This window comes from Enterobacteriaceae bacterium ESL0689 (genome assembly GCA_029433525.1).
Classification (GTDB): domain Bacteria; phylum Pseudomonadota; class Gammaproteobacteria; order Enterobacterales; family Enterobacteriaceae; genus JAQTIF01.
This window is the reverse complement of sequence record JAQTIF010000001.1, coordinates 300,623-325,621: the sequence shown is the minus strand read 5'-3', so window position 1 is coordinate 325,621 and position 24,999 is coordinate 300,623. Positions and strand designations below refer to the sequence as shown.

Annotated in this window: 17 protein-coding genes and 4 tRNA genes; 19 read left to right on the top strand and 2 right to left on the bottom strand. The window is 48.5% G+C overall.

Translation table 11 applies throughout. The annotated features are described in order from the left end of the window. The first annotated feature begins 257 nt into the window (after positions 1-257). The 3 genes from ppc (at position 258) to birA (ending at position 5,106) form a co-directional block, all read left to right on the top strand. On the top strand, positions 258-2,909 hold the full coding sequence (ppc, locus tag PT300_01605; GenBank protein ID MDF7679377.1) for a phosphoenolpyruvate carboxylase: 2,652 nt from the start codon (positions 258-260) through the stop codon (positions 2,907-2,909). 212 nt (positions 2,910-3,121) lie between these two features. Continuing rightward, positions 3,122-4,150 (top strand): UDP-N-acetylmuramate dehydrogenase, encoded by a 1,029-nt coding sequence (gene murB, locus PT300_01600; protein ID MDF7679376.1) that lies wholly within the window; start codon positions 3,122-3,124, stop codon positions 4,148-4,150. Continuing rightward, positions 4,147-5,106 (top strand): bifunctional biotin--[acetyl-CoA-carboxylase] ligase/biotin operon repressor BirA, encoded by a 960-nt coding sequence (birA, locus tag PT300_01595; protein ID MDF7679375.1) that lies wholly within the window; start codon positions 4,147-4,149, stop codon positions 5,104-5,106. Before murB ends, birA begins: the two co-directional genes overlap by 4 nt. A 201-nt stretch (positions 5,107-5,307) precedes the next feature. On the opposite strand, the gene coaA is transcribed toward birA, so the two are convergent. Further along, on the bottom strand, positions 5,308-6,234 hold the full coding sequence (coaA, locus tag PT300_01590; protein ID MDF7679374.1) for a type I pantothenate kinase: 927 nt from the start codon (positions 6,232-6,234) through the stop codon (positions 5,308-5,310). A gap of 395 nt (positions 6,235-6,629) precedes the next feature. On the opposite strand from coaA, the gene PT300_01585 reads away from it, so the two are divergent. The 14 genes from PT300_01585 (at position 6,630) to PT300_01520 (ending at position 22,475) form a co-directional block, all read left to right on the top strand. Next, a tRNA-Thr gene (locus PT300_01585) sits at positions 6,630-6,705 on the top strand. 10 nt (positions 6,706-6,715) lie between these two features. Further along, positions 6,716-6,800 (top strand) — tRNA-Tyr (locus PT300_01580). 119 nt (positions 6,801-6,919) lie between these two features. Then, a tRNA-Gly gene (locus tag PT300_01575) sits at positions 6,920-6,994 on the top strand. Positions 6,995-6,999: 5 nt separating this feature from the next. Continuing rightward, positions 7,000-7,075, top strand: a tRNA-Thr gene (locus tag PT300_01570). 111 nt (positions 7,076-7,186) lie between these two features. Next, positions 7,187-8,371: an elongation factor Tu gene (gene tuf / locus PT300_01565; protein MDF7679373.1), complete on the top strand. Its 1,185-nt coding sequence runs from the start codon at positions 7,187-7,189 to the stop codon at positions 8,369-8,371. Positions 8,372-8,592: 221 nt separating this feature from the next. Then, positions 8,593-8,976 (top strand): preprotein translocase subunit SecE, encoded by a 384-nt coding sequence (gene secE, locus PT300_01560; protein ID MDF7679372.1) that lies wholly within the window; start codon positions 8,593-8,595, stop codon positions 8,974-8,976. Position 8,977: 1 nt separating this feature from the next. Next, positions 8,978-9,523 (top strand): transcription termination/antitermination protein NusG, encoded by a 546-nt coding sequence (gene nusG, locus PT300_01555; protein MDF7679371.1) that lies wholly within the window; start codon positions 8,978-8,980, stop codon positions 9,521-9,523. 155 nt (positions 9,524-9,678) lie between these two features. Beyond that, a complete protein-coding gene (rplK, locus tag PT300_01550; protein MDF7679370.1) occupies positions 9,679-10,107 on the top strand; it encodes a 50S ribosomal protein L11 in 429 nt (142 codons plus the stop codon). Positions 10,108-10,110: 3 nt separating this feature from the next. Next, the gene (gene rplA / locus PT300_01545; protein ID MDF7679369.1) at positions 10,111-10,815 is read left to right on the top strand and encodes a 50S ribosomal protein L1; all 705 of its coding nucleotides are present in this window, start codon (positions 10,111-10,113) and stop codon (positions 10,813-10,815) included. A 317-nt stretch (positions 10,816-11,132) separates the two neighbouring features. Further along, complete coding sequence (gene rplJ / locus PT300_01540) at positions 11,133-11,630, top strand: 50S ribosomal protein L10 (protein ID MDF7679368.1); 498 nt, start codon at positions 11,133-11,135, stop codon at positions 11,628-11,630. A gap of 66 nt (positions 11,631-11,696) precedes the next feature. Next, positions 11,697-12,062 carry a 50S ribosomal protein L7/L12 gene (gene rplL / locus PT300_01535; GenBank protein ID MDF7679367.1) on the top strand — a complete coding sequence of 122 codons (366 nt, stop codon included), beginning with the start codon at positions 11,697-11,699 and terminating at the stop codon, positions 12,060-12,062. Between the two features lie 323 nt (positions 12,063-12,385). Beyond that, entirely contained in the window at positions 12,386-16,414 is a 4,029-nt protein-coding gene (rpoB, locus tag PT300_01530) for a DNA-directed RNA polymerase subunit beta (GenBank protein MDF7679366.1), read from the top strand. A 76-nt stretch (positions 16,415-16,490) separates the two neighbouring features. Next, positions 16,491-20,711, top strand: a complete 4,221-nt coding sequence (rpoC, locus tag PT300_01525) for a DNA-directed RNA polymerase subunit beta' (GenBank protein MDF7679365.1) — start codon at positions 16,491-16,493, stop codon at positions 20,709-20,711. Between the two features lie 423 nt (positions 20,712-21,134). Beyond that, on the top strand, positions 21,135-22,475 hold the full coding sequence (locus tag PT300_01520; protein MDF7679364.1) for an anaerobic C4-dicarboxylate transporter: 1,341 nt from the start codon (positions 21,135-21,137) through the stop codon (positions 22,473-22,475). Positions 22,476-22,550: 75 nt separating this feature from the next. Here PT300_01520 and rsd read toward each other — a convergent pair whose 3' ends face one another. Next, positions 22,551-23,048 carry a sigma D regulator gene (gene rsd, locus PT300_01515; protein ID MDF7679363.1) on the bottom strand — a complete coding sequence of 166 codons (498 nt, stop codon included), beginning with the start codon at positions 23,046-23,048 and terminating at the stop codon, positions 22,551-22,553. 70 nt (positions 23,049-23,118) lie between these two features. On the opposite strand from rsd, the gene nudC reads away from it, so the two are divergent. Both nudC and hemE read left to right on the top strand, forming a co-directional pair. Continuing rightward, complete coding sequence (gene nudC / locus PT300_01510) at positions 23,119-23,892, top strand: NAD(+) diphosphatase (GenBank protein MDF7679362.1); 774 nt, start codon at positions 23,119-23,121, stop codon at positions 23,890-23,892. Between the two features lie 40 nt (positions 23,893-23,932). Then, the gene (gene hemE / locus PT300_01505) at positions 23,933-24,997 is read left to right on the top strand and encodes a uroporphyrinogen decarboxylase (protein ID MDF7679361.1); all 1,065 of its coding nucleotides are present in this window, start codon (positions 23,933-23,935) and stop codon (positions 24,995-24,997) included. The last annotated feature ends 2 nt before the right edge of the window (positions 24,998-24,999 follow it).

Sequence of the window (24,999 nt, the reverse complement as noted above, 5' to 3'; positions counted from 1 at the left end):
CATGTGCTGAATCGATTTCGTCACGATTGACGAAGGTTTTTTTACGTGGCTTTATAGACTTTATAAGAAAGGAGTCACTGAGAGCCTGGCCCATCAGGCTACTTTACTTGCCATTGTGGCCCTGGACAGTGCCCGAACGTTTCTCTGCGCTGTCTGTGTCCAGAGTGGTTACGCCAATAACTCAGTGGGTCAGGCTCTTATTTGCTGAGTCACGGATATTACACACCATTTACAGAGAGGGAGTATCAGGGATAATTATGAACGAACAATATTCCGCTTTACGCAGCCACGTCAGTATGCTCGGCAAAGTGTTAGGCGATACCATCAAGGAGGCGCTGGGAGAGAATATTCTTGATCGTGTCGAAACCATTCGGCAATTGTCAAAATCTTCTCGTGGTGGTAATGAGGCCAGCCGTCAGGCGTTACTGACCACCCTGCAAAACTTATCCAGCGATGAGCTGTTGCCCGTTGCTCGTGCTTTCAGTCAGTTTCTCAACCTGGCAAATACCGCAGAGCAATACCACAGCATCGCGCCCGCTGACGAAACCGCCAGCGATCAGGGGGTGATTGCCCGGACATTACGCAAACTTAAAACCCATCCGCAGCTGAATGAAGATTTGATCAAAAATGCGCTGGCCTCTCTCTCTCTGGAGCTGGTACTGACCGCGCATCCCACAGAGATAACCCGACGTACCCTGATCCACAAAATGGTGGAAGTGAACAACTGCCTGAAGCAGCTTGATAATCAATCCCTCTCTGATCATGAACACTACCAGCTTATGCGTCGTCTGCGTCAGCTGATCGCCCAGTCCTGGCATACCGATGAGATCCGTAAAAGCCGCCCGACTCCCGTCGATGAAGCGAAATGGGGATTTGCTGTCGTTGAAAATAGCCTGTGGCAAGGTGTGCCAGACTATTTACGCGTGCTTAACGAACAACTGGAAGAAAACCTTAACTATCAGCTGCCGGTAGACTTTGTGCCGGTTCGTTTTACCTCATGGATGGGGGGAGACCGGGATGGTAATCCCAATGTGACCGCCCGTGTGACTCGCGAGGTGCTGTTGCTTGGTCGCTGGAAAGCGATGGATCTGTTCCTGAAAGATGTTCAGCTGTTGGTTTCCGAACTGTCGATGGTCGAATGCAATGATGAGCTGCGCAAGCTGGTGGGCGAGAAGGGATATCAGGAGCCGTATCGCTATCTGATGAAAAAGCTGCGTAGTCAAGTCATGGAGACGCAAAGCTGGCTGGAAGCGCAACTAAAAGGGCAGGATCTGCCACCACCGAAAGGTCTGATTACTCAGAATCAACAATTATGGCAGCCACTGTATGCCTGTTATAAGTCGCTACATGCCTGTGGAATGGGCATTATTGCCAATGGCGAACTGCTGGATACCCTGCGGCGGGTGAAAGCGTTCGGTGTCCCGCTGGTGCGTATTGATATTCGTCAGGAGAGCACCCGACATAGCGAAGCGCTGGGTGAAATCACCCGCTATCTTGGTCTCGGTGATTACGAAAGCTGGTCAGAAGCCGATAAACAGGCTTTTCTGATCCGCGAACTCAATTCCAGACGCCCGCTGTTGCCCCGCCAGTGGCAACCGGGTGATGAAACCCGGGAAGTGCTCGATACCTGTCAGGTGATTGCGCAAGCGCCACAGGGTTCTGTCGCGGCGTATGTGATTTCAATGGCCAGAACCCCCTCCGATGTTCTCGCGGTACATCTGTTGCTGAAAGAATCCGGCGTCAATTTCGCTTTACCGGTTGTCCCCTTGTTTGAAACATTGGACGATTTGAACCATGCGAATGACGTCATGACCCAGTTGCTCAATATCGACTGGTATCGTGGCTTTATTCAGGGTAAGCAGATGGTGATGATCGGCTATTCCGATTCGGCAAAAGATGCCGGGGTGATGGCCGCCTCCTGGGCGCAATACCAGAGCCAGGATGCATTAATTAAAACCTGTGAAAAAGCTGGCATTGCCCTCACCCTGTTTCATGGCCGTGGTGGCTCTATCGGGCGTGGTGGCGCACCGGCACATGCCGCTTTGCTTTCTCAGCCGCCAGGCAGTCTGAAAGGAGGATTGCGGGTTACCGAGCAGGGAGAGATGATCCGCTTTAAATATGGCTTGCCGGAAATCACTATCAATAGTCTGTCGCTGTATACGAGTGCGATTCTGGAGGCTAACCTGTTGCCTCCTCCTGAACCCGCACCGGAATGGCGTCATATCATGGCGATCCTTTCTGATATCTCTTGTGATATTTACCGCAGTTACGTGCGTGAAAATAAAGACTTTGTTCCCTATTTTCGTTCCGCGACGCCGGAACAGGAGCTGGGGAAACTGCCGCTGGGTTCCCGGCCGGCAAAACGTCGTCCTGCGGGGGGCGTCGAGTCGCTACGCGCGATTCCGTGGATTTTTGCCTGGACGCAAAACCGGCTGATGTTACCCGCGTGGCTGGGGGCCGGGACGGCGTTACGGAAAGTGATTGCGGAAGGTAAACAAAATACGCTGGAGACCATGTGTCGTGACTGGCCCTTCTTCTCAACACGGCTTGGAATGCTGGAGATGGTGTACTCGAAAGCGGATCTGTGGCTGGCAGAATATTACGATCAACGACTGGTCAACGCCGAATTATGGGGATTAGGGGCTGAACTACGGGCATTGTTGAAAGACGGCATTGATGTGGTGCTCGCTATTGCGAATGATTCTCATCTGATGGCTGATCTGCCGTGGATTGCTGAGTCTATTCAGTTGCGTAATATCTATACCGACCCGCTGAATGTGTTACAGGCTGAACTTCTGCATCGTTCACGCCAGGCAGAAGAAAAAGGCCAACAACCTGACCCTTGTGTCGAGCAAGCGTTGATGGTGACGATTGCCGGGATTGCTGCGGGGATGCGCAATACAGGTTAATGGACGGCAGGACAAATGGTTAGCGTCTGGCCCATCAGGCTACTTTAGTTGCCATTTTGACCCTGGACAGTGCCCGAAATCCTCACGTACTACCTGTACGCTGCGGTTTCTACGCACTGTCCATGTCCAGACTGGCGGCGTCAATAATGCCTGGTGAGCCTTCTCGCTGAAGATGCGGTAAACTAGCGCAGATTTTGCATCAGGACGTCCATATGAATCACTCCCTTAAACCCTGGCATACCTTTGGTATTGATCATGCCGCCAAAGCAATTTTATGTGCTGAGACGGAATCGCAGTTGTTATCAGCCTGGCAAAAGGCCACGGCCGCCGGTGAGCCGGTTTTGATTCTTGGTGAAGGCAGCAACGTCCTTTTCCTCGAAGATTTCGCCGGTACGGTCATTATTAATCGCATTATGGGCATTACCGTGACAGAAACAGCCGATGCCTGGCATTTACATGTCGGCGCGGGAGAGAACTGGCATCAGCTGGTGCAGTTTACGCTTCAGCATGGCATGCCGGGACTGGAAAATCTGGCGTTGATCCCTGGGCGTGCGGGCTCTTCACCGATTCAGAATATCGGTGCTTATGGTGTTGAATTACAGCATGTTTGTCAGTATGTCGATGGCATTGCGCTGGATAGCGGTTATCGGCGACGACTGTCAGCCAGCGAGTGTCGTTTCGGTTATCGCGACAGTATTTTCAAACATGAATATCAACAGCGCTATGCGATTGTCGCTATTGGACTGAGTCTGGCGAAAGTCTGGCAGCCGGTATTAACCTACGGTGACTTAGCCCGTCTTAATCCTCAAACAGTGACGCCACAACAGGTATTTGATACCGTCTGCCATATGCGGATGACCCGGCTACCTGATCCGAAGATAAACGGAAATGCGGGAAGTTTTTTTAAAAATCCGCTGGTCAGTGAGGCGCAGGGGAACGCGCTACTGGCGCAATTTCCGGATATTCCCTATTATCTCCAGGCCGATGGCAATATGAAACTGGCTGCCGGATGGCTGATTGATCAATGTCAGCTGAAAGGAAAAACGATGGGCGGCGCGGCGGTACATCGACAACAGGCATTGGTGTTAATCAATCATCATCATGCCAGTAGTGAAGATGTACTGAAACTGGCGCATGAGGTCCGTCAGCAGGTGGGTGAGAAATTTAATGTCTGGCTACAGCCGGAAGTTCGCTTTATTGGCGCAATGGGTGAAGTGAATGCAGAGATGATGATCGCATGAAAGATACAACTATCCCATTAAAATTAATCACTATTTTGGCTAATGGTGAATACTATTCTGGTGAGCAGTTAGGTAAAGATTTGGCGATGAGTCGGGCGGCGATCAATAAACATATGCAAACGCTGCGCGACTGGGGAATAGATATATTTACTGTTCCTGGTAAGGGATACTGCTTATCCGCGCCTATCCAGCTACTGAATGAAGAGAAAATTAGCGTTCAGACTGGCCATGGGCGGGTGATGGTGTTGCCGGTGATTGATTCAACCAACCAGTATTTGCTCGATCGTCTCAACGACTGGCAATCGGGTGATGTATGTATTGCCGAATATCAACAGGCGGGTCGTGGTCGACGCGGGCGTAAGTGGTTTTCACCCTTTGGCGCAAATCTTTATCTTTCGATGTACTGGAAATTAGAACAAGGGTCAGCCGCCGCTATTGGTTTGAGCCTGGTCATTGGTATTGTGATTGCTGAAGCGCTCAGAAGTCTTGGTGCCGATGAGGTTCGCGTAAAATGGCCTAATGATCTCTATCTGCAGGATCGCAAACTGGCCGGTATTCTGGTTGAGTTAACAGCAAAAACAGGTGATGCCGCACAAATCGTCAGTGGTATTGGCCTCAATCTGGCGATGCAACATGTTGAAAGCAATATCGTCAATCAGCAGTGGATCAGTTTGCAGGAGGCGGGCGTGCAGGTGGATCGCAATAGACTGGCGGCACATTTGATTAACGAGCTGCGTGCCGGTTTTCTGCTGTTTGAACAGCAGGGGCTGCAACCCTATCTTGCCCGCTGGGAAAAACTGGACAATTTTATCCATCGTCCGGTGAGATTAATTATCGGAAATAAAGAAATATCAGGTATATCCCGTGGTATTAATGCACAAGGTGCATTATTGCTTGAACAGAATGGTGTCGTCACCCCCTGGTCTGGCGGTGAAATATCCCTGCGCAACGGGTGACAAAAGCGCGGATTTATATTGATAGCTGTCATTTGCGGGTAACGGGCAGTACACCTGGCGTGCCAGGGTACTGCTGCGAACTTTTTCACTAACAAGCGGGCCCATCAGGCTATGTGACTCGCTATTCTGGCCCTGGAGTCCCCGCTCTCGCTGGCTACCCGTATCCAGACAGCCTGTGCCATAAACTTAAGAAGATAAAATTTATTTTCGTAATCTCACCTGATCAACGGAATGATTGCTACTTTTGGTCATAATCAGGCTTGCACGTTCGCGCGTGGGCAAAATATTTTCTTTAAGATTGCGTAAATTAATTTCATTCCATAAAGAGGTGGCAATTTCTATGGCTTCATCTTTAGAAAGCTTCGCGTAATGATGAAAATAAGAGTCTGGATCAGTGAATGCACTTTCACGAAAATTTAAGAAACGATTGATATACCATGTTTTCAGCAAATCTTCCGGCGCATCGACATAGATAGAAAAATCAACGAAATCAGAAACAAAAACATGATGCGGATCATGAGGATAATCCATCCCACTTTGCAAAACATTCAATCCTTCAAGAATTAAAATATCTGGCTGGGTGATGGTTTTATCACCATCAGGAATGACATCATAAATAAGATGTGAATAGACGGGCGCGGTTGTATTGGGAATACCCGATTTTAAATCAGCCACGAATCTGACCAGGCGATGCATATCATAGGATTGCGGAAATCCTTTCTTCTTCATCAGACCGCGCTCTTGTAGGACTGCATTGGGATGCAGAAAACCGTCGGTTGTTATCAGCTCAACATGGCGATGCTCTGGCCAGCGGCTGAGAAGCGCCTGTAACACGCGGGCGGTGGTACTTTTTCCGACCGCGACGCTACCCGCGATGCTGATGATATAGGGGATGCGTTGATTATCCGTACCGAGAAATTGCTCCAGTACCGCCTGGCGGCGCAAGTTAGAACTGATATAAAAGTTAAGCAAACGTGACAAGGGTAAATAGATCTCGGCCACTTCTTCCAGCGAGAGATCCTCATTGATGCCTTTTAACTGCATGATCTCTTTCTGTGTCAGTGTCATGGGAACGGAGTCACGCAGCGCAGACCACTGGCTGCGGCTAAATTGCAGATACGGTGTCATTAACGTTTACTCTTTTGGGTTTATTAGCATGTTTTTAGCATCACCAAATTAAATGTGGCGAGAGACGTTTCACACAAATTAATCACGACAATGGGCTGGAGGGTAACATCACAAAGTGAAAAATAATAAGAAAAACTTAGCGTCTGTCTTATAAGGCTATTTTACTGACCATTCTGGCCCTGGACAGCCCAAATCAGCAAATTTATTTTTATCGCGTTCGCTATGATCGGATAGCTCACGCTAATCTGCCAGCAATGAGTGCTTTTTTTGTACGTCATCGCCTGAAAAGCCATCTTTTCCCCTCGCGCAAGCTCAAAATATAAGCAATGGATAACTTTATGCAATTTTTTAGTTGCATCAATGAATCGCTCTCCCTAAAATGCGCGCTACTTGATGCCGACTTAGCTCAGTAGGTAGAGCAACTGACTTGTAATCAGTAGGTCACCAGTTCGATTCCGGTAGTCGGCACCATCAAGTACAAGGTGGGGTTCCCGAGCGGCCAAAGGGAGCAGACTGTAAATCTGCCGTCTTCGACTTCGAAGGTTCGAATCCTTCCCCCACCACCATCTTTCGGTAACGCTTTGCGGGGCCAGAGTGGTTAGGTTAGACTAACTAACTCAAACATAAGAAAAGAAAAATGTCTTTCTTATGTTGTAGAAAAAACTGGGTAGCCGAGTTTCAGGATGCGGGCATCGTATAATGGCTATTACCTCAGCCTTCCAAGCTGATGATGCGGGTTCGATTCCCGCTGCCCGCTCCAGACGTGCTGATATGGCTCAGTTGGTAGAGCACACCCTTGGTAAGGGTGAGGTCCCCAGTTCGAATCTGGGTATCAGCACCATTTCTTTAATCTCTTCTCCCCTGTTTTTCTCTGTCATATTCAACAGTTGGGCATGTTGCCCGGTTGATGTGGTGATATCACCGATTTATCCGTGTCTTAGAGGGACAATCGATGTCTAAAGAAAAGTTTGAACGTACAAAACCGCACGTTAACGTCGGTACTATCGGCCACGTTGACCATGGTAAAACAACGCTGACTGCAGCGATCACGACCGTACTGGCTAAAACCTACGGTGGTGCTGCACGTGCATTTGATCAGATCGATAACGCGCCGGAAGAAAAAGCCCGTGGTATCACCATCAATACCTCCCATGTTGAGTACGATACCCCAACCCGTCACTATGCGCACGTTGACTGCCCAGGGCATGCTGACTATGTGAAAAACATGATCACCGGTGCAGCACAGATGGACGGTGCGATCCTGGTGGTCGCCGCAACTGACGGCCCGATGCCTCAGACCCGTGAGCACATCCTGCTGGGTCGCCAGGTGGGTGTACCGTACATTATCGTGTTCCTGAACAAATGCGACATGGTGGATGACGAAGAGCTGCTGGAACTGGTTGAGATGGAAGTGCGTGAACTGCTGTCTCAGTATGATTTTCCGGGCGACGATACACCTATCGTTCGTGGTTCAGCCCTGAAAGCGCTGGAAGGAGAAGCGGACTGGGAAGCGAAGATCCTGGAACTGGCGAACTACCTGGATACCTATATTCCGGAGCCGGTACGTGCGATTGATCAGCCATTCCTGCTGCCGATAGAAGACGTCTTCTCAATTTCAGGACGTGGTACAGTCGTCACCGGTCGTGTAGAACGCGGTATCATCCGTGTGGGCGAAGAAGTTGAAATCGTCGGTATCAAAGACACGCAGAAATCGACCTGTACGGGCGTGGAAATGTTCCGTAAGCTGCTGGACGAAGGTCGCGCGGGAGAGAACATTGGTGTTCTGCTGCGTGGTATCAAGCGTGAAGAAATCGAACGTGGTCAGGTACTGGCGAAACCGGGTTCAATTCATCCGCATACCAAATTCGAATCAGAAGTATATATTCTGTCGAAAGATGAAGGTGGCCGTCATACGCCGTTCTTCAAGGGCTATCGTCCACAGTTCTACTTCCGTACAACAGACGTAACAGGCACGATCGAACTGCCGGAAGGCGTAGAGATGGTTATGCCGGGCGACAACATCAAAATGGTTGTCACACTGATTCACCCGATTGCGATGGCAGATGGTCTGCGTTTTGCAATCCGTGAAGGTGGCCGTACTGTTGGTGCAGGTGTGGTAGCGAAAGTTATCAGTTAATCGCTGATAATATTTGACGCAATACGCAAGAAAAGGGCATCATTTGATGCCCTTTTTGCTCGCTTTCGTATCAGAATCTGACTTATCAGTGATTTTTCTGTCATAATCGCTGCCTGGACAGGCTCTGTAGAGAGCATGAGTCCGAAACACAATTTCGGTTTGGATCGCTTCGCCAGCGCGGGGTGAAAAATTTTTGTAGAATACTTCTGACAGGTTGGTTTATGAGTGCGAATACCGAGGCGCAAAGAAGTGGGAAAGGCCTGGAAGCGATAAAGTGGATTAGTGTTGTCGTGCTAGTGCTCGTGGCGATTGTGGGAAATATCCTCTATCACGATATCATGATGCCGTTGCGGGTGGGAGCTATAGCCGTTTTGATAGCTGTGGCCATCGGAATTGTATTGTTAACAAAAACAGGTAAAGCACTTCTTGTTTTTTCCCGTGAGGCGCGCATCGAAGTCCGTAAGGTTATTTGGCCGACTCGGCAGGAAACATTGCATACTACGCTGGTTGTGGCCGCAGTCACTGCAATAATGTCACTGATCCTGTGGGGACTGGATGGTATTCTGGTTCGACTGGTATCTATTATCACTGGCCTGAGGTTCTGAGATGTCTGAAGCCCCTAAAAAACGCTGGTACGTCGTTCAGGCGTTTTCCGGTTTTGAAGGTCGCGTAGCTACTTCATTGCGCGAGCATATCAAATTACATGATATGGAAGAGTTATTTGGTGAAGTGATGGTGCCGACCGAAGAAGTGGTCGAAATCCGTAGCGGTCAACGTCGTAAGAGTGAACGTAAATTCTTCCCCGGTTATGTTCTGGTTCAGATGGTCATGAATGATGCCAGCTGGCATCTGGTACGCAGTGTACCGCGTGTGATGGGATTTATCGGTGGGACTTCTGATCGTCCGGCTCCCATCAGCGATAAAGAAGTTGACGCGATTATGAATCGTCTGCAACAAGTGGGTGATAAGCCGCGTCCGAAAACACTGTTTGAACCGGGTGAAATGGTGCGTGTCAGCGATGGGCCGTTCGCCGACTTTAATGGAGTGGTCGAAGAAGTTGACTATGAAAAGTCACGCCTGAAAGTGTCGGTATCTATCTTTGGCCGTGCGACACCGGTGGAGCTGGATTTTTCTCAGGTTGATAAAGCCTGATCGACGGTTGAAAAAGAAACGATTTTGCCGTTGTAAAAAGGGCGAAACTGACGTATAATTTCGCGCTTTTTGTTTTTATGGATGGATGATCCGTAAAGCGAATTTAAAACGGGGGAGCCTTTTAAAAGGCGTTATACCCAAACGAGGAAACAGAAATGGCTAAGAAAGTACAAGCCTACGTTAAGCTGCAGGTTGCGGCTGGTATGGCAAACCCAAGTCCGCCAGTGGGTCCAGCACTGGGTCAGCAAGGCGTTAACATCATGGAATTCTGTAAAGCATTTAATGCGAAAACAGAATCCATTGAAAAAGGCCTGCCTATTCCGGTTGTTATCACCGTTTATGCCGACCGCTCTTTCACTTTCATTACCAAGACGCCTCCGGCGGCTGTTTTACTGAAAAAAGCAGCGGGTATTAAGTCGGGTTCTGGTAAACCCAATAAAGAAAAAGTAGGTAAAATTTCCCGCGCTCAGTTGCAGGAAATCGCGCAGACCAAAGCTGCCGACATGACCGGTGCCGATATTGAAGCGATGACGCGTTCTATCGAAGGCACTGCACGTTCCATGGGCCTGGTAGTGGAGGACTAAGAGATGGCTAAACTAACCAAGCGCATGCGCGTAATCCGTGAAAAAGTTGATGCAACGAAACAGTATGATATCAACGAAGCGATTGTTTTACTTAAGGAACTCGCCACGGCTAAATTTACTGAAAGTGTCGATATTGCTGTTAATCTCGGCATTGATGCACGTAAGTCTGACCAGAATGTTCGTGGTGCAACAGTGTTGCCGAATGGTACGGGTCGTTCTGTTCGTGTCGCCGTGTTTACTCAGGGCGCTAATGCAGAAGCTGCAAAGGCTGCGGGCGCTGAACTGGTCGGTATGGAAGATCTGGCTGATCATATCAAAAAAGGCGAAATGGATTTTGATGTCGTTATCGCTTCGCCGGATGCCATGCGTGTTGTTGGCCAGTTAGGTCAGGTACTTGGCCCGCGTGGTCTGATGCCAAATCCGAAAGTCGGCACCGTAACCCCTAATGTGGCTGAAGCAGTTAAAAATGCGAAAGCGGGTCAGGTTCGTTATCGTAATGATAAAAACGGCATTATCCATACCACTATCGGTAAAATCGATTTTGATGCAGATAAACTAAAAGAGAACCTCGAAGCTCTGCTGGTTGCGCTGAAAAAAGCAAAACCTGCTCAGTCGAAAGGGGTATATATCAAGAAAGTTAGCATCTCTACGACAATGGGTGCCGGTGTTACGATCGATCAAGCAAGCCTGTCTGCTGCGGTAAACTAAGATTAGCTTTACGTGGGCGGTGAATTTGTCTACAATCCCCGCCCATAATTTCTGCGTGTAGCAGCGTTATCGTCGCAATCCTGATGATAACAGAAAGAATATGTTCGCTGGAGCCTGGCCTACCCAGGCCTCCGTCGAAGACCGTAGGTGTTTCAGCAGAAACTTAATTCCCTGCGTAGACGGTGACAGAACGCTAAGATTATTTTTGCGATATTCTGGCTTGTTTCTGCTCGCCGTATTTAAAGACGCTCTTTCATTGTGAAGAGTGAAGTGAGTCCCGGAGCGTAAGCTCTGGCAAACATCCAGGAGCAAAGCTAATGGCTTTAAATCTTCAAGACAAACAAGCGATTGTTGCTGAAGTCAGCGAAGTAGCCAAAGGTGCGCTATCAGCAGTCGTTGCGGATTCTCGCGGTGTAACTGTTGATAAAATGACTGAACTGCGTAAAGCAGGTCGTGAAGCTCGTGTTTATATACGTGTTGTTCGCAACACGTTGCTACGCCGGGCGGTTGAAGGTACTGAATTTGAGTGCCTGAAAGACACGTTTGTTGGTCCGACCCTGATTGCATACTCTATGGAACATCCGGGCGCTGCGGCTCGTTTGTTCAAAGAGTTCGCGAAAGCGAATGCAGAATTTGAGGTCAAAGCTGCAGCCTTTGAAGGTGAGCTAATCCCGGCGTCCCAAATCGATCGCCTGGCAACGCTGCCGACCTACGAAGAAGCAATTGCACGCCTGATGGCAACCATGAAAGAAGCTGCGGCTGGTAAACTGGTTCGTACTCTGGCGGCTGTTCGCGATGCGAAAGAAGCTGCATAATTGCAGTTATCTTTGTAAAACGCACGCTTACATATAAACTTATTCTGATATTCAGGAACAATTTAAATGTCTATCACTAAAGATCAAATTATTGAAGCAGTCTCCGCTATGTCCGTTATGGACGTTGTTGAACTGATCGCTGCAATGGAAGAAAAATTCGGTGTTTCTGCTGCTGCCGCTGTTGCCGTTGCTGCTGGCCCGGCTGAAGCTGTAGAAGAAAAAACTGAATTCGACATCGTTCTGAAAGCAGCTGGTGCGAATAAAGTTGCCGTTATCAAAGCTGTTCGTAGCGCAACTGGCCTGGGTCTGAAAGAAGCGAAAGACCTGGTAGAATCTGCACCTGCTACCCTGAAAGAAGGTGTTAGCAAAGATGATGCAGAAGCACTGAAAAAAGCTCTGGAAGAAGCTGGCGCTGAAGTTGAAGTTAAATAAGCCTGCTTTTTCAGTTGCAGCCTGAGAGATCAGGCTGAGGCTGGTGGCGTTTAGTCACCAGCCTTTTTGCGCTGTGAGGCAGCAGTAGCGTTTCACACTGTTTGACTACTGTTTTGTCTTTTCAATGCTTGTTTCTATAGATGACTTAATATACTGCGACAGCTCAGATGGCCTGAACTGTGTAAATCGCAATGAAATGATTTAAGCATGATAGAAACAGGCATTGCGGAAAGTGTCCTGTTTTCCGATCAACAAATAGTGTTGCATAAAAACTGTCCTGGGTGGGCAGTCGGGTCGACTTGTCAAGTAAGCTGAGGAGCCCTATGGTTTACTCCTATACCGAGAAAAAACGTATTCGTAAGGATTTTGGTAAACGTCCACAAGTGCTGGATGTCCCCTATCTCCTTTCTATCCAGCTTGACTCGTTTCAGAAATTTATCGAGCAAGATCCTGAAGGGCAGTATGGTCTGGAAGCGGCTTTCCGTTCTGTATTCCCGATAAAAAGCTATAGCGGTAATTCTGAACTGCAATATGTCAGTTATCGTCTGGGTGAACCTGTTTTTGACGTTAAAGAGTGTCAGATCCGTGGTGTGACCTATTCGGCACCACTGCGTGTTAAGCTGCGTCTGGTCATTTACGAACGTGAAGCACCAGAAGGAACCGTCAAAGATATTAAAGAACAAGAAGTCTACATGGGCGAAATTCCGCTCATGACGGATAACGGTACCTTTGTTATCAATGGTACTGAGCGTGTTATCGTATCTCAGTTGCATCGTAGTCCGGGTGTCTTCTTTGACTCTGACAAAGGTAAGACTCACTCTTCCGGGAAAGTGCTGTATAACGCGCGGATCATTCCTTACCGTGGCTCCTGGCTGGATTTCGAATTTGATCCGAAAGATAACTTATTCGTTCGTATCGATCGCCGTCGTAAATTACCGGCGACGATTATTCTGCGTGCACTGAACTACACCACAGAACAGATCCTTGACCTGTTCTTTGAGAAAGTGGTTTTTGAGATCCGCAATAATAAATTGCAGATGGAGCTAGTACCAGAACGTCTGCGTGGCGAAACCGCCTCTTTCGATATCGAAGATAATGGCAAAGTTTACGTCGAAAAGGGGCGCCGGATTACCGCGCGGCATATCCGTCAACTGGAAAAAGATGGCATCAAGCATATTGAAGTTCCGGTTGAGTATATTGCGGGTAAAGTGGCAGCGAAAGATTATGTTGATGAGTCAACCGGTGAGCTGATCTGCGCGGCAAACATGGAACTGAGTCTGGATCTGCTGGCTAAACTCAGTCAGGCAGGTCATAAACATATCGAAACGCTGTTTACCAATGATCTCGATCATGGCCCTTATATTTCTGAAACACTTCGTGTCGATCCCACGAATGACCGCCTGAGCGCACTGGTAGAAATCTACCGTATGATGCGTCCAGGAGAGCCGCCGACACGCGAAGCGGCGGAAAGCCTGTTTGAGAATTTATTCTTCTCTGAAGATCGTTATGATTTGTCTGCTGTCGGGCGCATGAAATTTAATCGCTCGCTGTTGCGCAAAGAGATCGAAGGTTCGGGTATCCTGAGCAAAGATGACATTATTGATGTGATGAAAAAGCTCATCGACATTCGTAATGGTAAAGGTGAAGTCGATGACATTGACCACCTCGGTAACCGTCGTATCCGCTCCGTAGGCGAAATGGCAGAAAACCAGTTCCGTGTTGGTCTGGTGCGCGTAGAGCGTGCAGTGAAAGAGCGTCTGTCACTGGGCGATCTGGATACGTTGATGCCGCAGGATATGATCAACGCTAAACCGATTTCTGCAGCAGTGAAAGAGTTCTTTGGCTCCAGCCAGTTATCGCAGTTTATGGATCAGAATAACCCACTGTCGGAAATTACGCATAAACGCCGTATCTCTGCGTTAGGGCCGGGGGGGTTAACCCGTGAGCGCGCAGGCTTTGAAGTGCGTGACGTGCATCCGACTCACTATGGTCGGGTATGTCCTATCGAAACGCCAGAAGGGCCAAACATCGGGCTGATCAACTCACTGTCGGTATACGCGCAAACCAATGAATATGGTTTCCTCGAAACGCCATATCGTAAAGTGACCGATGGTGTGGTAACTGACGAAATTCACTATCTGTCGGCTATCGAAGAAGGTAACTTCGTTATTGCTCAGGCTAACTCTAACCTGGATGAAAACGGCCATTTTGTTGAAGATCTGATCACCTGCCGTAGCAAGGGTGAATCCAGTCTGTTCAGCCGTGATCAGGTTGATTACATGGACGTTTCCACGCAACAGGTGGTTTCCGTCGGGGCATCGTTGATTCCGTTCCTTGAGCATGACGATGCGAACCGTGCATTGATGGGTGCGAACATGCAACGTCAGGCGGTGCCAACGCTGCGTGCTGATAAGCCGCTGGTGGGAACCGGTATGGAACGTGCTGTGGCGGTCGACTCAGGGGTAACAGCGGTAGCCAAACGTGGCGGTGTTGTTCAGTATGTTGATGCCTCGCGTATCGTTATCAAAGTTAACGAAGACGAGATGTACCCAGGTGAAGCGGGTATCGATATCTATAACCTGACTAAATACACGCGCTCCAACCAGAATACCTGTATCAACCAGATGCCTTGCGTCTCTCTGGGTGAACCTGTTGAACGGGGTGATGTATTAGCCGATGGCCCATCCACCGATCTGGGGGAACTGGCGCTGGGTCAGAATATGCGCGTCGCGTTCATGCCGTGGAACGGCTACAACTTCGAAGACTCCATTCTGGTCTCCGAACGCGTTGTCCAGGAAGATCGTTTTACATCGATCCATATTCAGGAACTGGCGTGTGTTTCTCGTGACACGAAACTGGGGTCAGAAGAGATCACGGCTGATATTCCGAATGTCGGTGAAGCTGCGCTGTCTAAGCTGGACGAATCCGGTATCGTTTATATCGGTGCCGAAGTTACGGGCGGCGATATTCTGGTCGGTAAAGTCACGCCGAAAGGTGAAACGCAGTTAACACCAGAAGAGAAACTACTACGGGCGATTTTTGGTGAAAAAGCGTCTGACGTAAAAGATTCTTCTTTACGTGTGCCAAACGGTGTGTCAGGTACCGTGATTGACGTTCAGGTCTTTACCCGCGATGGTGTGGAAAAGGACAAACGAGCGCTGGAAATTGAAGAAATGCAGTTGAAACAGGCGAGAAAAGACTTGTCTGAAGAGTTGCATATCCTTGAAGCGGGCTTGTTTAGTCGTATTCATGCCGTGCTGCTTGCCGGGGGCGTTGAAGCTGAAAAACTGGAGAAACTACCACGTGATCGCTGGCTGGAATTGAGCCTGACTGATGAAGAGAAACAGAATCAGCTGGAGCAGTTAGCAGAGCAGTATGATGAACTGAAGCAGGAGTTCGAGAAAAAACTCGAAGCCAAACGTCGTAAAATCACCCAGGGCGATGATCTTGCACCCGGTGTGCTGAAGATTGTTAAAGTTTATCTGGCTGTTAAGCGTCGTATCCAGCCAGGCGATAAGATGGCAGGTCGTCACGGTAATAAAGGGGTGATTTCTAAGATCAACCCGATTGAAGATATGCCTTATGATGAAAATGGCACGCCCGTGGATATCGTACTGAACCCACTGGGTGTTCCGTCTCGTATGAATATCGGCCAGATCCTCGAAACCCATCTCGGGATGGCAGCAAAAGGGATTGGCGATAAAATCAACGCGATGATCAAACAGCAACAGGATGTTGCCCGACTGCGTGAATTCATCCAGCGTGCTTATGATTTAGGTGCAGGTGTGCGCCAGAAAGTTGATTTGAGCACCTTCAGTGATGAAGAAGTGCTGCGTCTGGCGGAAAATCTGCGTAAAGGCATGCCGATCGCCACACCAGTGTTTGATGGTGCGAAGGAAGCGGAAATCAAAGAGTTATTACAACTCGGTGATTTGCCGACTTCTGGTCAGATCACTCTGTTTGATGGTCGTACTGGTGAACAATTCGAACGTCAGGTAACCGTTGGTTATATGTATATGTTAAAACTTAACCACCTGGTTGATGACAAAATGCATGCACGTTCTACCGGTTCTTATAGTCTGGTCACTCAACAACCGTTGGGTGGTAAGGCGCAATTCGGTGGGCAACGTTTCGGGGAAATGGAAGTGTGGGCGCTGGAAGCCTATGGCGCAGCCTATACCCTCCAGGAAATGCTCACTGTTAAGTCTGATGATGTTAATGGCCGTACTAAGATGTATAAAAACATCGTCGACGGTAACCATCAGATGGAGCCGGGAATGCCAGAGTCCTTCAATGTATTGTTGAAAGAGATTCGTTCACTGGGCATTAACATCGAACTGGAAGACGAGTAACTCTTGCTCACACAGGTCACTGGCATTAGGGTCACTCCTGATGCCAGATTGTGCTAACTCTGACGGGAGCAAATCCGTGAAAGATTTATTAAAGTTTCTGAAAGCGCAAACTAAAAGCGAAGAGTTTGATGCGATCAAAATTGCGCTGGCATCGCCAGATATGATCCGTTCATGGTCTTTTGGTGAAGTGAAAAAGCCGGAAACCATCAATTACCGTACGTTCAAACCTGAACGCGACGGTCTGTTTTGCGCCCGTATCTTTGGGCCAGTAAAAGATTACGAATGCCTGTGCGGCAAGTACAAACGCCTGAAACACCGTGGTGTGATTTGTGAAAAATGTGGCGTCGAAGTGACCCAGACCAAAGTGCGTCGTGAGCGGATGGGACATATTGAGCTGGCGTCTCCGACGTCTCATATCTGGTTTCTGAAATCGCTGCCGTCCCGTATTGGTCTGTTGCTGGATATGCCGTTGCGCGATATTGAACGGGTGCTGTACTTCGAATCTTATGTAGTTATCGAAGGTAGCATGACAAATCTGGAACGTAATCAGATCCTGACTGAAGAACAGTATCTGGACGCTCTGGAAGAGTTTGGTGACGAATTTGATGCCAGAATGGGCGCCGAAGCTATCCAGGCCTTGTTGAAAAACATGGATCTGGAAAAAGAGTGTGAACAACTCCGTGAAGAGCTGAACGAAACCAATTCTGAAACCAAGCGTAAAAAGCTGACTAAGCGGATAAAACTGCTGGAAGCATTCGTACAATCCGGAAACAAGCCAGAATGGATGATATTAACCGTTCTGCCAGTGCTGCCGCCGGATTTGCGTCCACTGGTGCCGCTGGATGGTGGCCGTTTTGCGACCTCTGATCTGAATGATCTGTATCGTCGGGTGATTAACCGTAACAACCGTCTGAAACGTCTGCTGGATCTGGCGGCACCTGATATTATCGTGCGTAATGAAAAACGTATGTTACAGGAAGCCGTTGACGCCCTGCTGGATAATGGTCGCCGTGGTCGCGCAATCACGGGCTCTAACAAGCGTCCACTGAAATCTCTGGCTGATATGATCAAAGGTAAACAGGGTCGTTTCCGTCAGAACTTGCTGGGCAAACGTGTTGATTACTCTGGTCGTTCGGTGATTACGGTTGGTCCATATCTGCATCTGCATCAATGTGGTCTGCCGAAGAAAATGGCACTGGAGCTGTTCAAACCGTTTATTTATGGCAAGCTCGAATTGCGTGGTCTCGCCACCACGATCAAAGCCGCTAAGAAAATGGTTGAGCGTGAAGAAGCGGTTGTCTGGGATATCCTTGATGAGGTTATCCGTGAACACCCTGTATTGCTGAACCGTGCGCCGACGCTACATCGTCTGGGTATTCAGGCATTCGAACCGGTGTTGATCGAAGGTAAAGCGATTCAGTTACATCCGCTGGTTTGTGCAGCTTATAACGCTGACTTCGATGGTGACCAGATGGCTGTTCACGTACCGTTGACGCTGGAAGCTCAGCTGGAAGCGCGTGCGCTGATGATGTCGACCAACAATATTCTTTCTCCGGCCAATGGCGAACCGATTATTGTTCCGTCTCAGGACGTTGTTCTGGGTCTGTACTATATGACACGGGATTGTGTTAATGCCAAAGGCGAAGGCATGGTGCTGACGGGTCCGAAAGAAGCGGAACGCATTTATCGTGCCGGGCTGGCTTCATTGCATGCACGGGTTAAAGTCCGTATTACGGAATACGAAAAAGACGATAATGGTCAATTCATCGCGAAAACCAGTCTGATCGATACCACCATTGGACGGGCGATTTTGTGGATGATTGTGCCGAAGGGATTACCATTCTCTATCGTTAATCAGCCACTGGGTAAGAAAGCTATCTCTAAGATGCTGAATACCTGCTATCGCATTCTGGGTTTAAAACCAACGGTTATTTTTGCTGACCAGATCATGTATACCGGCTTTGCTTATGCTGCACGATCAGGGGCATCTGTTGGTATTGATGACATGGTCATCCCTGATAAAAAACAAGGGATTATCGCTGAGGCTGAAGCCGAAGTTGCTGAGATTCAGGAACAGTTCCAGTCGGGTCTGGTCACGGCGGGTGAGCGTTATAATAAAGTTATCGATATCTGGGCTGCAGCGAATGATCGTGTCTCCAAAGCGATGATGGACAACCTGCAAACTGAAACGGTAATTAACCGTGATGGCGAAGAAGAGCAGCAGGTTTCTTTCAATAGCATCTATATGATGGCTGACTCTGGTGCCCGTGGTTCTGCGGCACAGATACGTCAGCTGGCGGGGATGCGTGGCCTGATGGCAAAACCGGATGGTTCGATTATCGAAACACCGATTACGGCAAATTTCCGTGAGGGGCTGAACGTCCTCCAGTACTTCATCTCGACACACGGTGCACGTAAAGGTCTGGCAGATACCGCGCTGAAAACCGCGAACTCTGGTTATCTGACTCGTCGTCTGGTTGATGTGGCACAGGATCTGGTGGTAACGGAAGATGACTGTGGGACGCATGAAGGCATCATGATGACTCCGGTTATCGAGGGCGGTGATGTTAAAGAGCCGCTGCGTGATCGCGTACTGGGACGGGTAGCGGCGGAAGATATTCTGAAGCCGGGTACGGCTGATATTCTGGTGCCACGTAATACATTGCTGGATGAACAGTGGTGTGATTTGCTGGAAGCCAATTCAGTTGATGCCGTTAAAGTTCGTTCTGTGGTTTCCTGTGACACGGATTTTGGTGTTTGTGCTCATTGCTATGGTCGTGATCTGGCTCGTGGTCATCTGATTAACAAAGGTGAATCCATCGGTGTTATCGCGGCGCAGTCTATCGGTGAGCCAGGTACACAGTTAACAATGCGGACATTCCATATCGGGGGTGCAGCATCTCGTGCGGCGGCTGAGTCCAGCATCCAGGTGAAGAACAAGGGTAGCCTGAAACTGGTTAATATTAAGTCAGTGACAAATTCCTCAGGTAAACTGGTGATTACTTCCCGTAATACTGAGCTGAAACTGATTGATGAATTTGGCCGGACGAAAGAAAGCTATAAAGTCCCTTATGGTTCGGTTATGGCGAAAGGGGATGGTGAGCAGGTCGTCGGTGGTGAAACAGTGGCCAACTGGGATCCACACACCATGCCCGTCATCACAGAAGTGAGTGGTTTTATTCGCTTTACTGACATGATTGATGGTCAGACGATTACCCGCCAGACCGATGAATTAACCGGTTTGTCTTCGCTGGTCGTGCTTGATTCCGCAGAGCGTACTACCGGTGGTAAAGATTTGCGTCCAGCGCTGAAAATCGTTGATGCTCAGGGTAATGATGTTCTGATCCCCGGCACTGATATGCCTGCTCAGTATTTCCTGCCAGGTAAAGCCATTGTGCAACTGGAGGATGGTGTAGAAATTAGTGCAGGTGACACCCTGGCACGTATTCCACAGGAATCTGGCGGTACCAAGGATATCACCGGTGGTCTGCCGCGTGTTGCTGATCTCTTCGAAGCGCGTCGTCCAAAAGAGCCCGCTATTCTGGCGGAAATCAGCGGTATCGTTTCTTTCGGTAAAGAAACGAAAGGTAAGCGCCGTCTGGTTATCACGCCAATAGATGGTAATGATCCTTATGAAGAGATGATTCCAAAGTGGCGTCAGCTTAACGTGTTCGAAGGCGAACGTGTGGAACGCGGTGATGTTATCTCTGATGGTCCGGAAGCACCGCAGGATATTTTGCGTCTGCGTGGTGTGCATGCTGTGACACGTTATATTGTTAACGAGGTGCAGGATGTCTATCGTTTACAGGGCGTGAAGATTAACGATAAACACATTGAGGTTATCGTTCGTCAGATGTTGCGTAAAGCGACGATTGCCAGTGCCGGTAGCTCTGACTTCCTCGAAGGCGAGCAGGTCGAATATTCCCGGATCAAGATAGCGAATCGTGAACTGGAAGAGAACGGTAAAGAAGGCGCGACATTTACCCGCGATCTGCTGGGTATTACTAAGGCGTCTCTGGCAACAGAATCCTTTATTTCTGCTGCCTCGTTCCAGGAAACCACGCGCGTACTGACCGAAGCTGCTGTAGCGGGTAAACGTGATGAACTGCGCGGGCTGAAAGAGAACGTTATCGTAGGACGTCTGATTCCGGCGGGTACCGGGTATGCGTATCATCAGGATCGTATACGCCGTCGTGCGGCAGGTGAACAGCCTGTTGCACAGGTGAGTGCCGAAGAGGCTTCTGCCAATCTGGCAGAACTGCTGAATGCAGGACTCGGAAACAGCGAAACTGAGTAATCATTAATCGATGACTAAAAAGCCAGTCAGAGACACCTGACTGGCTTTTTTTATGCTCGTTTCTCAGGAAGGTAATGAGTAAAAGTTTTATGCATATCAAAAAATAAATAAAGCAAAGGCGATATAGTCAAAAACTATAATAAGAGCCTATTCCATTAGGCTATTTCACTTGCCATTTTGGCCCTGAGCAGTGCTCGAAATCCTCACGTACTACGTATACGCTGCGGTTTCTTCGCCCTGTCCGTGTCCAAACTGGCTGCGTCAATAACGCCTGGTGGGATAGGCTCTAAATTTTCAGTTGAGACCTATTATCTCCAGTCTGACATGATGGCACATTCCTTCTATCAATACAGGATGGAAATAAAGAGTAAATTGCTAATGCAGGGCATCTTTTGATTCTGGTGAGCATGTTCGGGGGGATGTATGGAGTTTGCAATACAGCTTATTATTATCTTGATTTGTTTATTTTATGGCGCCAGAAAAGGCGGGATCGCACTGGGCCTTTTAGGCGGTATTGGACTGGTTATTTTAGTTTTTATTTTCCATCTGCCACCGGGAAAACCGCCTGTTGATGTTATGCTGGTGATTATCGCGGTCGTTGCGGCTTCGGCGACATTACAGGCATCCGGTGGTTTAGACGTGATGCTTCAGCTTGCTGAAAAACTATTACGACGCAATCCTAAATATATCTCTATCGTCGCGCCTTTTGTCACCTGTATACTGACCATTCTTTGTGGTACAGGTCATGTGGTCTATACCATCCTGCCGATTATCTATGATGTCGCGATTAAAAATAATATTCGTCCTGAACGGCCAATGGCAGCCAGTACCATTGGGGCACAAATGGGCATTATTGCCAGTCCGGTCTCTGTCGCGGTGGTTTCATTAGTGACGTTACTGAAAGATGCTACCATTAACGGCAGACATCTGGAGTTTCTCGACCTGCTGGCTATCACCATTCCATCAACCCTGACAGGGATACTGGCAATCGGTATCTTCAGCTGGTTTCGTGGCAAAGACCTGGACAAAGACGAAGTATTTCAGAAATTTATTTCGACGCCAGAAAATCGTCACTATGTTTATGGCGATACGGCCACTTTGCTGGATAAAAAACTGCCTATGCATAACTGGGTAGCGATGTGGATCTTTCTTGCCTCGATAGCTTTAGTCGCTATTCTGGGTGCATTTCCGAATTTACTCCCGGTCGTTAATAACAAACCATTGTCAATGGTGCTGGTTATTCAGATGTTTATGCTGTTTTCTGGGGCCGTGATTATTATGGTCACTAAAACAAATCCGGCTTCGATTTCGAAGAATGAAGTTTTCCGTTCGGGCATGATTGCTATTGTCGCGGTATACGGTGTCGCCTGGATGGCTGAAACAATGTTCGGGGCGCATCTGGAAGAGATTAAAGATGTGTTGGGCGAAGTCGTCAAAGTCCATCCCTGGACTTACGCGATAGTATTATTAATCGTATCTAAATTCGTCAATTCCCAGGCGGCAGCGTTAACTGCGGTGGTTCCTGTGGCGCTGTCTATCGGGGTTAATCCCGCCTATATTGTCGCTTCTGCGCCTGCCTGTTATGGCTATTATATTCTGCCTACCTATCCCAGTGATCTGGCGGCTATTCAGTTTGATCGTTCAGGTACGACGCATATTGGTCGTTTTGTCATTAACCATAGCTTTATTCTGCCAGGATTAATTGGCGTCAGTGTCTCATGTACGATGGGATGGATACTGGCGTCGCTGTATGGATTTTTGTAATAAATCGCAGTATATATCAACAGGTGTGCTCTCCCCCCTTCAGAAGAGGGGGGAGATTTATTTTTAAATAGCCAGTCAGAATATTGATACAGCAGGATAGTGAATGATACGGCTTCGTCTGTGTGATACGGCCTGAGCTATCAGTCTGTCTTCGAGCACGAATCGTGCCTCCAGTGCTTCGCCAATATCAGATAACACTTGCTGAAATCGCATATAGTTATCATCATCAATAACATTTATGAGACATGAATCGTAGTCATCCATGAGCTTCTGGGTATTGGTTTCCAGTTGCGGATAGAGCTGGTTGATGACTAAAAATGGGATATTGCCTTCCATTTCCTGGAGAATAAGTTCATAAATATGAAAATGTCCGGAGGAGAGGTAGTCAACCAGACTTTGGCAAAAGTTATGCAATGCCTTTTCGTTAAGTCGTATATAGGAACTTTTTCCTGGTTTCAGACCAACTAATCCGTAGTAAGCCACGAGTAAATGCTTACGCACATGTAGCCACTCATCAACAACTTTATATTTGTCTCCAGAATGCAATACCCGATATTCCAGCTGCTTTAACATAGTTGATTCCGTCACATAAATGTAAAACTAATGTTAAATATGTCATCAAAAAAGATGATATGCAATAGATATGTATCATATTGTTGAAAAAATGGACCGTGGATGGTGGGTTGTGACTGATGGTCAGCAGCTATGGTTACCCGATGGAAAATTACCCTATGGTGAAGCGGTGAGTTTTAATCTCACTGGTCGGCATGCTTTACATATTGGCGAATGGCAGGGTGAAGCTGTATGGATGATTGACCAGGACCGCCAGCATAATATGGTGTCCTTACGTCAGTTACTGGATCAAGCGCCTGGACTGTTTCAACTGGCAGGACGCGGTGTTCAGCTGTCCGGATTTTATCGCTCACATAAATATTGTGGCAGTTGTGGTCACCCGATGCGTTCAGGTAAGAATGAATGGGCGATGCAGTGTGATCACTGTCATGAGCGTTACTATCCACAAATTGCCCCTTGTATTATTGTGGCAATTCGTCGGGAAGATTCTATTTTACTGGCACAGCACACCCGCCATCGTAACGGCATACATACCGCATTAGCGGGTTTTGTCGAAGTCGGTGAGACCCTGGAACAGGCGGTGATCCGTGAAGTGATGGAAGAGAGTCAGCTCCAGGTGAAAAATATCCATTATGTCACTTCCCAACCCTGGCCCTTTCCCCAGTCGCTGATGGCGGCGTTTATCGCGGAATATGAGAGTGGCGAAATTATTATTGATAAAAAAGAGCTCCTTGAAGCCGGGTGGTATCGCTACGACAATCTCCCCTTACTTCCGCCCGTGGGTACGGTGGCGCGTCGTCTGATAGAAGATACTGTGGCAATGTGTCGGGCTGAGTATGAATGACATGATACACTGGTGAGCTGACGCATACAGGAACTGTAAAATGATCGAATTAAAGAATGACCGTTATCTGCGCGCACTACTGCGCCAGCCCGTTGATATGACGCCAGTATGGATGATGCGCCAGGCTGGCCGTTATCTGCCAGAATACAAAGCAACACGCCAGCAAGCCGGTGACTTTATGTCATTGTGTAAAAACGCTGCTCTGGCCTGTGAAGTGACACTACAACCATTACGTCGCTATGCGCTGGATGCCGCGATCCTTTTTTCAGATATCCTGACAATTCCTGATGCAATGGGACTGGGGCTCTATTTTGAAGCCGGAGAAGGACCGCGTTTTGCTTCGCCCATCACCTGTAAAACGGATGTCGATAAGTTGCCGATCCCGGATCCAGAAGATGAACTTGCTTACGTTATGGATGCCGTACGGCTCATTCGCCGGGAACTCAACGGCGAGGTTCCGCTGATTGGTTTCTCCGGTAGCCCGTGGACGCTGGCCACTTATATGGTGGAGGGCGGAAGCAGTAAAGTGTTTACTACTATTAAAAAAATGATGTATGCAGAGCCGCAGGTATTACATACGCTGCTCGATAAACTGGCGCAAAGTATCACGCTGTATCTTAATGCCCAGATTAAAGCCGGGGCGCAATCAGTGATGATATTCGACACCTGGGGCGGTGTTCTGACCCATCGTGATTATCGGCAGTTCTCCCTCAATTATATGCATAAAATTATTGATGGTTTATTACGTGAACAGGAAGGTCGTCGGGTGCCAGTCACTTTATTTACTAAAGGGGGTGGGCAATGGCTGGAAGCAATGGCAGAAACAGGGTGCGATGCACTGGGCCTTGACTGGACGACGGATATTGCCGATGCGCGCCGTCGTGTCGGTCATAAAGTAGCACTACAGGGCAATATGGACCCCGCTATACTCTATGCACCCGCCACCCGCATAGAAGAAGAAGTCGCGACGATTCTGGCGGATTTCGGTCATGGTGAAGGCCATGTCTTTAATCTTGGTCATGGCATTCACCAGGATGTAGAACCACAACGAGCCGGTACTTTTGTCGAAGCAGTACATCGAATATCGGCACAATATCATCGTTAAGG